General features: G+C 52.3%; 9 protein-coding genes. 4 read left to right on the top strand and 5 right to left on the bottom strand.

All coding sequences use genetic code 11. The features are described 5' to 3' along the window. The first annotated feature begins 45 nt into the window (after positions 1-45). Together D888_RS0109685 and D888_RS0109680 are read left to right on the top strand one after the other, a co-directional pair. Entirely contained in the window at positions 46-2,559 is a 2,514-nt protein-coding gene (locus D888_RS0109685) for an ATP-binding protein (RefSeq protein ID WP_020676351.1), read from the top strand. A gap of 179 nt (positions 2,560-2,738) precedes the next feature. Continuing rightward, positions 2,739-4,100, top strand: coding sequence for a sigma-54-dependent transcriptional regulator (locus D888_RS0109680; protein ID WP_020676350.1), 1,362 nt, complete (start codon positions 2,739-2,741; stop codon positions 4,098-4,100). Positions 4,101-4,301: 201 nt separating this feature from the next. On the opposite strand, the gene D888_RS23985 is transcribed toward D888_RS0109680, so the two are convergent. The 5 genes from D888_RS23985 to D888_RS0109655 form a co-directional block, all read right to left on the bottom strand. Then, positions 4,302-4,643 carry an RNA recognition motif domain-containing protein gene (locus D888_RS23985; protein WP_020676349.1) on the bottom strand — a complete coding sequence of 114 codons (342 nt, stop codon included), beginning with the start codon at positions 4,641-4,643 and terminating at the stop codon, positions 4,302-4,304. After that, the gene (locus D888_RS23980; RefSeq protein ID WP_020676348.1) at positions 4,630-5,025 is read right to left on the bottom strand and encodes a YkgJ family cysteine cluster protein; all 396 of its coding nucleotides are present in this window, start codon (positions 5,023-5,025) and stop codon (positions 4,630-4,632) included. The genes D888_RS23985 and D888_RS23980 overlap by 14 nt, the downstream gene beginning before the upstream one ends. Before the next feature lie 39 nt (positions 5,026-5,064). Continuing rightward, positions 5,065-6,813 (bottom strand): arginine--tRNA ligase, encoded by a 1,749-nt coding sequence (gene argS, locus D888_RS0109665; protein WP_020676347.1) that lies wholly within the window; start codon positions 6,811-6,813, stop codon positions 5,065-5,067. Between the two features lie 222 nt (positions 6,814-7,035). Further along, entirely contained in the window at positions 7,036-7,833 is a 798-nt protein-coding gene (locus tag D888_RS0109660; RefSeq protein ID WP_020676346.1) for a hypothetical protein, read from the bottom strand. A 6-nt stretch (positions 7,834-7,839) separates the two neighbouring features. Next, positions 7,840-9,108, bottom strand: coding sequence for a GspE/PulE/PilB domain-containing protein (locus D888_RS0109655; RefSeq protein WP_020676345.1), 1,269 nt, complete (start codon positions 9,106-9,108; stop codon positions 7,840-7,842). Between the two features lie 373 nt (positions 9,109-9,481). Between D888_RS0109655 and D888_RS0109650 the strand changes: the two genes are divergently transcribed. Both D888_RS0109650 and D888_RS0109645 read left to right on the top strand, forming a co-directional pair. Continuing rightward, positions 9,482-10,405, top strand: a complete 924-nt coding sequence (locus D888_RS0109650) for a homocysteine S-methyltransferase family protein (RefSeq protein WP_020676344.1) — start codon at positions 9,482-9,484, stop codon at positions 10,403-10,405. Further along, on the top strand, positions 10,402-12,834 hold the full coding sequence (locus D888_RS0109645; RefSeq protein ID WP_020676343.1) for a methionine synthase: 2,433 nt from the start codon (positions 10,402-10,404) through the stop codon (positions 12,832-12,834). Before D888_RS0109650 ends, D888_RS0109645 begins: the two co-directional genes overlap by 4 nt. Positions 12,835-12,840 lie beyond the last annotated feature (6 nt).

Raw genomic sequence — 12,840 nt, 5'->3', positions numbered from 1 at the left:
CACCTGTTAACTGTCGGGGGCGGTTTTTTCGTTTGAAGGAGACGGATGTTCAAGATCAATCTGCATAAAAAAGTCCTCGGGGCTTTTCTGTTGTTGTCACTGATCCCCCTGATTCTGTTGCTGGTTAATTCCCAACAGAGTCTGCGCCTGGTTGAAAATTTATTGCGTCAACGAACGACTGAGGCCCTGGATGCCCAGGCTGCCCAGTCCCTCGAGCTGCGTGCTGAGATGGTCGCTCGCGAAGTCAGTGGTTTTCTGGCCCAGGTTGAAGGGGATCTTCGGGATCTCGCCCTGCTCGAACCCAGTCAGGACTCTTACCTTGAATTCGCATGGGGGCATGAACGTAACGTCTGGTACCGTCGCGGCACAAACGACACGCCGATTGAGGTCAAGGAAAAGATTCTCATTTATCATGAACTCGCATATATCGATGCGAAAGGGCAGGAGAAGATACGCGTAGTCGCTGGTCGCCCTTCGTTGCAATTGCGCAATGTCTCTGATCCGGCCAACACCACCTATAAAAGTGAAGACTATTTTAATAAGACGCAAAAACTGCGCGCCGGTGAAATATACGTCTCTCATTTAGCCGGCTGGTACGTGAGCCGCGATGAGCAACTTCAAGGCGCTGAAACCCCGCTGGAGGCGGTGCAGGGGACGCCGTATCAGGGGGTTATTCGCTTTGCAACCCCAATTTACAAAGACAACACTCTGCAGGGGATCGTCGTCCTCTCCCTCGATCATCGTCACTTGATGGAGTTTACCCAGCACATTTCGCCGACAGAAGAGCGCTATACGGTTTTCCCCTCCTACGCCAGTGGTAATTATGCCTTCATGTTTGATGATGAAGGCTGGATGATTACCCATCCCAAATATTGGGACATTCGGGGCTATGATCATAAGGGAACCCTGGTGCCGGCCTATAGCGCAGAGACAAACGCTGAAACTCTGAAAGCCGGACGTATCCCTTTTAATCTGTTCAAGGCGGGTTTTATTCATCAGAATTACCCTGAAGTCAGCGAGGCTGTGCGTCAGGGAAAGCGGGGAGTGGTCGATATTACCAATATCGGGGGGTCGCGTAAAATCATGGCCTACGCTCCTATTTTTTACAATCAAGGGGATTATAAGCGCTATAAAATCTTTGGCGGCATTACCATCGGCGCCGAGGTAAAAAACTTTCATAAACCCGCCCTGGCCACCGCCGGTCTGATAAAAAAAGAGATCACTAACTATCTGAATGAATCCTGGTTTGTCATCTCCATGACGGTCCTGTTCGTTATTGCGATCGCCTATCGTTTTTCCAGCAGTATCGTTGGCCCTCTGCTGTTGTTGACCGAGGGAACACGTCAGATGGCGCGCGGAAATCTTGAGATTCGGGTTGAAGTCGAATCACAGGATGAGGTTGGTGTGCTGGCCGATTCATTTAACCGGATGGCAAACGATTTAAGTTTGCGACAGTTGCGACTCTTAAAGACCCTGCAGGCGTTACGCCGCTCGCGGCAGGAGATTATTCGTGAAAGAAACTTCAAGCACACGGTGGTCGAAAATATCGAAACCGGAATTCTGACCTTTGATCAGAATAGGCAGGTGATGACCCTTAACGGGCCTGCTACCAGAATTTTGGGGATAATACAACCTCAGGCGGCGGCTCCCTGGCCAGAAATTCTCAAGGACTGGCCCGAGTTTCACGCAGGGCTAGAGAAGGCTTTTTCATCTATGGAACAGCAGGCCTGGGGAGAATATATATCTCTTGAGCGGAATGACCGGCACCTGACCTATCGCTTGTCTCTGTTCCCTCTCAGTTTCAGGCGTCAGGCTGGATGGCTGTTGACCGTTGAAGACCTTACAGAGCGGGTCAATATGCGAGAGCAGATGTCACGTATGGATCGATTGGCGTCGCTGGGCCGCATGTCGGCAGGAATTGCGCACGAAATCCGTAACCCTTTAACGGGTGTGAGCTTGTTGCTGGATGATCTGCATGACCGCCTTTTAGGGCAGGAACAGGACCAACTCCTGATCCGCAAAGCCCTGGGGGAAATTGAAAGACTTGAGGGCCTGGTTGGTGAACTGCTGCACTTCTCGGCACCCTCAACCCCCCGCCTGGTTTCAGCTGACTTAACGCAGGTCATCGATGATTCAATTTTTCTCGTCCGGAAACAATGTGAAAGACAGGGAATTGAAATTGCCACTCATTACGATAGCGGGCTGCCCTTCCTGTCGATTGATGTAGACCGTTTAAAGCAGGTGTTTCTTAACCTGTTCAGTAATGCCATTGATGCCATGCCAGACGGTGGCCAATTAAAGATTGCCGCCAGATGCGTGCGCCAGGGAGTTCAAATTGTAATTATTGACAACGGCTACGGAATAGAACCTGAAAAACTCGGCCTGATTTTTGAGCCATTCTATACCAGTAAAGGACGCGAGGGGACAGGACTTGGCCTTTCGATCAGTCATAATATTATCTCGGAACATGCAGGGACAATGAGCGCTGAAAGTACCCTCGGTCAGGGCACGCGCATCTGCCTGACCCTGCCATTAAACCCTAAGGGTATTGCCGGCTAAAAACGGCCACTTTGTTTCGGGCTTTATATGTAGATCCGAATGGCCGCTAAGCTCAGCCCGCTTAAAGTGGCCAAAATTAACCAATTATCTTGCCTTCCTGAACTCATCAACACTATATTTTTAATACGATGTTTCATAATGAAGCGATTCTGCTGTGATTATTTACAGGAGTCCGGGGTATGGAAAAAATTCTGATTGTTGATGATGAGGCGTTTATCCGGGAGAACCTTGAACGGATACTGGCGGATGACGGCTATCGGCCTCAGTCAACCGATTCTCCCGATGAGGCCGTGCGTATTGTCAGTGAAGAGGAGGTCGGTCTGGTCCTGCTCGACCTTAATCTGGGCAATAAAAGTGGTCTTGACGTTTTGCGAGCGATCAAGGAAGCCGACCCCGGAGTGCTTGTTATCATTATTACCGGTTATGGCACCGTAGAAAGCGCCGTCGCCGCGTTAAAAATTGGCGCTTATGACTACATAAAAAAACCGTTTAAGGCCGATGCGATTCATTTGATTGTGAAGCTGGCACTTGAAACACAATCGTTGCGGCGTATGGTCAAGCGCCTGGCCCGTGAAGAGAAAGATATCAACATGGTCGGAAATAGTCCGGCGCTGTTGCAGATCTTTCATCAAATCCGGGAGGTCGCCAAGCATGAAACAGCGACAGTTCTCATCACCGGCGAGAGCGGGACAGGTAAAGAACTTGTTGCCCAGGCCATTCATAGGCTCTCGCCTCGGGTCGATAAACCCTTTATCGAGATTAACTGTGGTTCCCTGCCTTTTAATCTTCTGGAAAGTGAGCTTTTTGGACATGAAAGGGGTGCATTTACCGACGCGAAAACCCGCAAACTTGGGCTTTTTGAAGAATCAAATAATGGGTCGATCTTTCTGGATGAAATCGGCGAAATGGATATGGGGCTGCAGGTGAAGCTCCTGCGCGTTCTCGAAGATCGCAAGATCAGACGATTGGGTGGAAATCAGAATATAGACATCAACGTGCGAATCATCGCAGCGACCAACGCCGAACTCAAAGATGCCATCGAAGCGAAGCAATTTCGCGAGGATCTTTATTATCGTTTAAATGTGTTTCCCATTCACATTCCACCTCTGCGCGAACGGCGTGAAGACATCCCCTGCCTGCTCGAGAACTTCTTGCAGCGCTTCAGTCGTGAGTTTAACAAGGCGATACGCTCTTTCTCACCTGATGCCCTGGATCTGATGCTGCGTTATCACTGGCCGGGGAATGTGCGCGAACTGCGCAATGTCGTTGAGCGGATCTGTATCATGCACAATGTTGATGAGATCAAACCCGCCCATCTTCCACGGGAAATCTGGGGAGAGGCTCCCCAAAGCGAGGTCCCTTTCCGTTTTGAAATCCCGCCGGAAGGGATAGTGCTGGATGATGTGGTTTGTCAGGTTGAAAAAGAGTTGATCACCAGGGCGTTTTCGATTACCGGCGGAAATGTCGCCAAAACCGCCCGTATTCTCAATGTGCCCCGGGGTACATTGCGCTACAAGTTGGAAAAATACGAACTCAGCTAAAAACTTTGACCTGAAATAGCTCGATCGATTGCGTCCTGCTGTACCCACTCCGCCAGAAGCAACTCTCTCCACGGTCCCTTAACGGATCGTTCCTCGCTCCATCCTGAACTCCTCAGGGAGGAAGTAATTTTTTTAAAAAAAAGGCAGCAAGAGTTTAATATCTCGCTGCCTTTTTCATCTTTTTTACAGGTCGTTGCGGGTTTATTTACGGCGCCCTTTCCCCGGCCTGGGGCGGCGTGATTTTTTGACTGCGGTCTCCTCAATCGGTTCAATAATCGGCTTATCGCGTGCGGCGCTTACGCTGATGCAGCGATTGATCAGTCGCGTTCCGTCCAGCATATTGATCGCCTCTTTGGCTTCGGCATCGCTCGCCATCCGGATAAACGCCCGACCATTAAAATGCCCGGTGCGGTCATCTTTCAACATGTTAATCGCTTTGACCGTGCCGCAGACGGAGAAGAGCTTCTGCAGATCTTCTTCGACCACTTCGAATGAAATATCTGCGACATAAATATCTTTGACTTTGGATTTATGACTCATCATGGAGCCTTTCCTGTGGGGCGGATGTGACATACTCCGCACAATACCCCTGACAACCGGTGGTTGACGCGTGGCGCTGATGTTCGGGGTAGGCGCGGCAATGATCCGGCTTGGTCGCTTCGATACCGCAGAGGTAGCCGCTGGCGTTAATTCTGTAGAGCAGCCAGGGGCAGCGCTCAACGTCGTCGCCGGTTTCGGGGTGGATCCAGGCGGTGTGCAACTGGTTGCCCGGGCCAAGGTCGAGGGTTTCGATCCAGGCGAGCAGGTCATCCCGACCCTGTTTTTGCCAGCGTTTCATGTCTGCATTACTGACGCAGCCATTGTAGGCATCGACCAACATTAGACAACAATTGCCGCAGCAGTGGCAATTAAATTTGGAGCTCATATGTTTCCATTCAGGGGCGGATCTGTAACCCGATCGGGGTTACATGCGCTCCAGAGTGCCGATTCCGAGGAGAGAAAGCCCCTGCTTGAGAATTTTCGCAGTCAGCAGGCACAGTTGCAGGCGACTGTTTCGCGAGGCCTCTGGTTCAGCGGTGAGAACAGGACACTGTTTGTAAAAGCTTGAAAAAGTCGAAGCCAATTCATACAGGTAAGCGCAAAGCAGGTGAGGGGTGCCGCGCTCGGCGACCCGGTTTAATATTTCTGCGAACTGAATCTGCTGGTTGGCGAGTTCACGCTCGATCTCCTCGCCGAGAAGAATCTCCCCGGATACTGTGCCTTCAACAAGTTTGGCCTTACGGAAAATGCTGGCGACGCGGGTGTAGGCGTAGAGCATATAAGGCCCCGTATCTCCTTCGAAACTGATCATATTGTCAAAGCTGAACAGATAATCGCTGGTGCGGTTTTTAGACAGATCGGCGTATTTGATCGAAGCAATGCCGACCACCCGGCCGATTTCGTCGAGTTCGTCGGGCGACATTTCGGAGTTCTTTTCAGACACCAGAATGCGGGCCCGCTTTTCCGCTTCGTCGATCAGGTCTGCCAGCTTGGCGACGCTGCCACTGCGGGTCTTGAAAGGCTTGCCATCATCGCCCATGACCGTGCCAAAGCCCATATGCTCAACCTGCGTCGTTTCGGCGAGAAAGCCCGCCTTGCGCGCGACGGAGAAAAGGTGCTGAAAATGGTGAGATTGACGAACATCGACAAAATAGAGAATGCGGTCCGCATGCAGCTGATTCTGACGATAGCGCAAGGCAGCTAGGTCGGTCGTTGCGTAAAGGTATCCGCCATCCTTCTTCTGGACAATCATCGGCATGGGGTTGCCGTCCTGTCCCTTATATTCTTCCAGAAAAACGCACTTTGCGCCCTGATTTTCGGTTAATAATCCTGCTTTATCCAGGTCCCTGATGACAAGCGGAAGATCGGCGTTGTAGGCACTTTCACCATGAATGGCCGCAGGAGTCAGGCCGACACCAAGTCGGTCGTAGATCTTCTGGCAGTGGCTGAGTGAAATATTTAAGAATTCCTGCCAGAGCATGAGACAGTTTTTGTCGCCCGATTGAAGTTCAACGACCAGCTGACGAGACCGCTCGGCAAATTCAACCGAGGCATCAAACTCTTGTTTAGCCTGGCGATAGAAACCTTCCAGGTCAGAGAGCTCCATGCTGATTTCACGACCTTGCTGGCGAAACAGCTCCATCAACGCGAGCAGCATGCCGAACTGCGTTCCCCAATCCCCAACATGGTTCTGGCGAATAACCTTATGACCAAGAAATTCGAGGGTGCGGGCCACCGCATCACCGATGATCGTTGAACGCAGATGACCCACGTGCATCTCTTTGGCGAGGTTTGGCGAAGAGTAGTCGATCACGACAACTTTTGGGGCCTCGGTTGTAGTCACACCCAGGCGCGGATCGGCAAGGGCCAGGGAGACCTGGCGCGAAAGCCAACTTTCATCGAGAAAGAAATTAATGAAGCCGGGCCCGGCAATTTCCACCTTCCTGATGGCGCCGTCATCAGGTAATAAGGCGACAATTTTCTCGGCGAGGAGACGCGGATTTGCCGCGGCCGGTTTTGCAAGGGTCAGCGCCAGGTTACTGGCAAAATCGCCATGACTCTTGTCTTTGGTCCGCTCAACAGTGAAGTGTGGGGTTAGCTCTTGAGGGATAACCTGCTGTTCTTTAAGCTTTTCAATAATCTGTTCAAGCTGTGTTCTGACATATAATTTCACCAGGTATCTCCTGAATTTCGGCTAGTTCAAGCAAGGGAGCGCATCATTTCATTTTCACGTTTAAAAATCAATTCTGCCAAAGATTAAACTCGATAAATACAGGGATTGGCCTGGTGATTTCAGGGTTCGAGAGGCGGGATTGCGATGCAAATTCGGTCGTTATGTTTTGCGCCATAAAACCCGCGGAGTTTGGTCAGTATTAAATTTGATGCTTGCGCAAAATTAACGTCTCCCTCCGCGCTTGTTTAATTCAGCGCGAAGCTGCGCCTTCTGTTGAACCGATAATCGCTGACTGGAAAGCAGCTGATTTAATAAGGGTGTCGTAAGTGTCGGTAACCAGAGCGTGAACCAGACAGTCGGTGTCTGGCGATTTTTGAGTATCGCCATCCGCAGGTTCGGCCGTTGTTGCCAGCGGCTGTGGCGAGCCACCATTGATATGGTCGTTGCGGTTGCTTGCGGACCAGTTAACAGCTGGAATACTGCGGCTTCTTTCAGGCGGGGGCTATTTAGGCAGGCTTCGACGGTGCGAGCGTCCCCTTCCTTGAGAAGTTCTCCAACGATGGTGGACGTCGCGCGTCTCGCGAGGGTGATTTTATTTCCGACAGGCGTGGTTGGTAGGCGCTGAAGAATGGTGCGTTCTGCGGCAAAACGTTGGTCCGGGGTTACGCCGGGGATGTAACAGAGATCGACGAGTTCGAACAGGCGCAGGTTTGGCAGGAGACTCCTTACCAGCGCTCCCGGGGTGCCTGGGTTTTTCACCAGCGCCAGAATGAGGGGGTGAGAGATGTTGGTTTTGCGACGCTGATAAATATGGTTGATCAGGTCTTCAGCCAGGTCCCGACGCTTGAGCAGCGTGAGAAGATGCTCCTCTTTCAGGTTGGGGTTCCGCAGCAAAACCTTGAGAACTTCAGGGTCTTCTTCAAGAATAAGCTGGAAAATCTGGTCAGGGGTTGCCGTCAGTGCAAAATTGAATTTTTCGACCCTGGAGGGTTGGATATGACCGGATTCATAAACCGTCATTGGATTTCACCCCATACGGATTTTGTTTTTGAGGATCAGCATCTCAAACGCCATAGCGGCCTTGGTGATGAGCTTCTGGTACTCCGGAAGCTTCGCCTGCATGGCTTCATCGGCACCTTGCAGGTAGAGCAGGGTTACAAGTCGTCCGCGCAAATATAAAGGCAGCAGGAGGACTGAGGTGGGCAAATTCGGGCTGAAGCGGCTTGAGAGTAGCACGTTGTTGAGCTCTTTCGGCAGCGGGCCGGTGTAGGGTGATTGTGTATCGGCCACGGTTTTGAGGATTGAAGGTTGATTGAGAGGGATCTGCAACTGGTCGAAATTGACAAGTTCCTTGCCCTCAAAGGCGCCTTTCCAGCCGATTGCCATTCCATCCTTGACCATCAACAGGCCAGCACCACCCTGGAGGGGCTCGATATAGTCCATGAGGGCGTTGGCAATATCTTCGCGGTCTTCTGCTGTATTTAAGCGCTTGCAGCACAGCATGAAAGGGTGCTGTCCAACAGCGCGTAATTTCTCAAATTCCGCGGCCGATTGTGTCTGATCTGCGCCGTCAGCCACTTTCCCGGACGGAACAACGGACAAGTTTTCGGGCAGGCTGACCAATTCCTGATATTCAAGATCGGAAAGCCTGTCGAGGGATTCATTCTCACCGAGCAGTGGCCAGGCATCAGGGATATTGGTCTCATCTCCAAGAATATCAGCGTCTGAAAGTTCCAGAATGTCTTCCTCTGTGGGAGAGTGGTGCAAGACGCGCTTCGAGTTGGGTAGACTTTGTTTTTTGGGGACACCAACCCCCGGTTTCGGTGCCGCCAGCTTGTGGCTGAGGGCTTGAAAACGCAAAGAGAGATCGTGGCGATAATATTTTTGCAGGGCCAGCATCAGCCGGATCTCAGGGACCACAACCGGTACGATGATAAACCCCAGACGGAAGGCAAGGGCATCAATAATTGTCAGGTTGGTTGGGTCGGACATCGCAAGGAAAAGCCGTTTTTTTTCCAGACGGCAGGGAATCACCTGATGTTTACTGGCGAGTCTTTGAGGCACCAGGGCGATGACTTCAGCAGGGATTTTCATTAACAGGTCAGGTTCTATGTAGGGCAGCTGCAGTTTGCGGCTCAGGGTTCTGGCAATCTCAATTTCGCTGAGAAAGCCAAGCTCGATCAGGCTCGTTCCCAGGCGGCCGCCATAAAGTGATTGAGCCTCAATGGCTTCTTCAAGCTGTTCATGGGAGAGCATGTTTTCAGCAACAAGTAAATCGCCCAGACGTTCCGTCATTATCGGTTCCTTGCAGCAGGAGGCAGACAGGTCATTTTGTTCTCTGATCAAGGCTACGAATTTTCATGTAGACATCGCCCCCATGTGTATTGATTTATAGCACTAATCCCGCTGTCGGATGAACTCTGTGTGCCAAAAAAAAGATCTCCACCTGGGGAGAAAGAACAGTAGATGAGAGTATATTAAAATCATTCGTGAACTGAAATGAAAAAGAGGCCCTTAATTTATCATGCAAAGCCTTTTTTTCATGCCGATTATCTGCGTATAATTACCGGCTCTTCTATTTGCGTGCGACAGGTTTTGGTTTAATGCTGGTTTAAGTTCTGACCATCCTGTTCCATAGATATCAATTTTATCAACAGGGTTAAATAATATGGGATTCAGCGATCACCCGGTACTGATTTTTGATGGTGCCTGCGGAACCAATCTGCAACAGATGACGATACCCGATGAAGCCTGGGCCGGTTGTGATGGCTGTAACGAGGTTCTCAATCTCCATGGACCGGAATTTATTATTCGGTTGCATCAGAGTATGCTCGATGCCGGGGCGATGGTGCTTGAAACCGACACCTTCGGCGCCTCCAGCGTGGTCCTTGCAGAATACGGGCTGCAGGATCGCGTCAAGGAGATCAATCGCCGGGCGGTTGAACTTGCCCGTACCGCGATTGCCGGAAAGACCGGTAAGTATGTTGCCGGCTCCGTCGGACCAGGGACAAAATTACCGAGTCTGGGCCATATCTCCGTCGCGGATCTTGCGCGTTCTACGCGTGAGCAGGTGGAAGCCTTGCTTGAGGCCGGGGTTGACTGTCTGATGATCGAAACCTGCCAGGATCTGCTGCAGACCAAGACCGCCATGATCAGCGTCTTCGAGGTGCTTGCCTCCGCAAAACTCGAACTGCCGGTGCTCGTCTCGGTGACTATCGAGCAGCAGGGGACGATGCTGGTCGGATCAGACATCGCTGCCGTCATCGCGACCCTCGAGCCCTTTGATCTGTTCTCCCTCGGGCTTAACTGTGCGACCGGACCGCAGGATATGGCGAGTCACGTGCGCTCACTTTCACACCATTGGCCGAAACGGATTTCCGTGATCCCCAATCAGGGTCTTCCTGAAGTCGTCAACGGCGAAACGGCCTATCCCTTGTCTCCCGTCGACTTCGCTGGTCAGATGTATAATTTTGTGACAAAGCTCGGGGTGAGTATCGTCGGGGGCTGTTGCGGTACCAGCCCGGCGCATATCAAGGCACTCTGTGAGAAACTTGTCGGTGCGGTGCCGGGCAAGCGGGAGGTGAGCCGATGAAGAAATCAGTTGCCAGTCTCTATCAGGCCGTCGAGCTCTCTCAGGAGATTCCACCCCTCTTGATCGGCGAACGCTGTAATCCCAATGGCTCCAAGGCTTTTCGTGAAGCGCTGTTGGCCGAAGACTGGGACGCCTGTCTCAAGGTGGCCCTTGATCAGGAGGCGCGCGGGGCTCAGTTGCTGGATATTTGCGTTGCTTATGCCGGACGTGATGAGAAGAGCGACATGCTCAAGATGATCAGTCTCTGCGCCGGTTCCTGCAAGGCGCCACTGGTGATCGACTCGACCAGCCCCGATACCATCGAGGAGGCGTTACCGCTCTATCCCGGTCGCGCGATTATCAATTCCATCAATCTCGAAGACGGCGGCAAGAATCTCGACCGCATCTGCAGAGTTGCGAAGAAATACGGCGCTGCGGTCGTGGCGTTAACCATCACCGAAGAGGGGATGGCTCTGACCTGTGAAAAGAAGGTTGCTGCCGCCAGACAGATTCATGATCTCGCCGTGAACGTCTACGGCTTACGCCCACAGGACCTGATCTTCGATCTGCTGACCTTTACCGTTGGTTCTGGCGATGTCAGCATGCGAACGGCGGCAATCGAGACCCTGAACGCGATCCGTCAGGTTAAACAGGAACTCCCCGGAGTCAGCTTTACCCTTGGCGTCAGTAACATCTCCTTCGGCCTGCGACCGGCAGCCCGTAAGATTCTCAATTCAGTCTTTCTGCATGAAGCGGTCGAGGCCGGGCTTGATACGGCCATCGTCGATGCGGCCAAAATCGTTCCCCTCGCCTCTATCAGTCAGGAGGACCGCGAGGTCTGCTTCGATCTGCTGTATAACCGCGGAGCCGATCCGGTGATGGCTTTTATTGATCATTTTGAACAAGCCGTCGAAGAGGATGAAAACGAGGATAAAACAAGCGTGCGGCTCGAAGAGGTGCTGCGGCGGAAAATTCTCAAAGGGGACAAGGACGGGCTCGAGGACCTGCTGACAGAACTTCGCGGCCGCTGGCGACCGCTCGATATCATCAATACCCTGCTGGTCCCGGCGATGCGTGAGGTGGGTGAGCTCTTCGGCCGTGGTGAATTGCTGCTCCCCTTTGTGCTGCAATCGGCCGAAGCGATGAAGCGCTCGGTCGCACTGCTCGAACCCTTCATGGAGAAGATTGAGGGGGAAGAGCAGACCAGCATCCTGATCGCCACGGTTGCCGGTGATGTGCACGATATCGGCAAAAATCTGGTCGACATCATCCTCACCAACAACGGCTACAAAGTTTACAATCTGGGAATCAAGGTGCCGGCCGAAGAGATCATCGCCAAGGCCCGCGAACTCAAGCCGGATGTCATAGGACTCTCAGGCCTGTTGGTGAAGTCAGCGTTGTTGATGAAAGAAGATCTCGGCCAATATCAGGATGCCGGTCTGACCCAGCCGATTCTCCTCGGTGGTGCAGCCTTAACCCCCCGATTCGTCGCCACGGACTGTGTCCCGCGTTATAAGGCGCCAGTGGTGTATTGTGCCGATGCTTTCGCCGGACTTAAAGCCGTTCGTGAGTTCGAAGCAGGAACCCTGGCGTCAACAAAATTTGAAATAAGAGAGACCGCTGCCGGGGCTCGTCCCGGACCCAGGATAGAGGTCGAACGGAATATTGATGTCCCTTCCACTCCGTTTCTCGGTTCAAGCACAAAACGAATAGAGGAGCTTGAACCCCTGTTCTCGTTGGTGAATGAGCAGGCCTTGTTTCGCGGTCGCTGGGGTTACCGGCGCGGAAAACTCTCGGCTGAGGATTATGCTAAATTGATCGCAGACGAGGTGCTTCCCGCCTATGCCCGGATCAAGGCTGAGGCGCTCGCCGAAGGGTTTTTAAATCCACAGGTTTCCTGGGGATACTATCGGTGCCGCAGTGAAGAGAATGAACTGATCCTGGAAGATGAGGGAAAAGATTATCGTTTCGGGTTCCCCCGTCAGGGCTTTGCACCCAACCTCTGTATCAGCGACTTTTTCCGAACTCAAAAAGAGGGTGGGGATATCGCTGGCCTTTTCGTCGTTACCCTTGGGCCCGAGATGGCGGTGAAGACCAGGGCTCTCTATGATTCAGACAGCTATAAAGAGTACCTGCTGTGGCACGGCTTTGGTGTCGAATTGACGGATGCCCTGGCTGAATACTGGCATATGCAGATGCGTCTCGAAATGGGGATAGCGACGGCTGAACCCCAGGACGTCGGCGGCTTTGTGGTGCAGAAGTATCGCGGCAGTCGTTACGGCTTCGGATATCCGGCCTGTCCTGATCTTGAACTGCAGCAGCCTACGTTTGATTTGCTGAAGCCCGAAAGGATCGGGGTCAGTTTGACCGAAAATTATGAGATGGTCCCAGAGATGACCACGTCAGCTCTGGTCGTGCATCATCCCCAGGCGAAGTATTTTGCTGTTTGATAAGGC

This window comes from Geopsychrobacter electrodiphilus DSM 16401 (assembly GCF_000384395.1).
Classification (GTDB): domain Bacteria; phylum Desulfobacterota; class Desulfuromonadia; order Desulfuromonadales; family Geopsychrobacteraceae; genus Geopsychrobacter; species Geopsychrobacter electrodiphilus.
The sequence above is the reverse complement of the archived record's forward strand: the minus strand, read 5'-3'. Positions and strand labels throughout refer to the sequence as shown.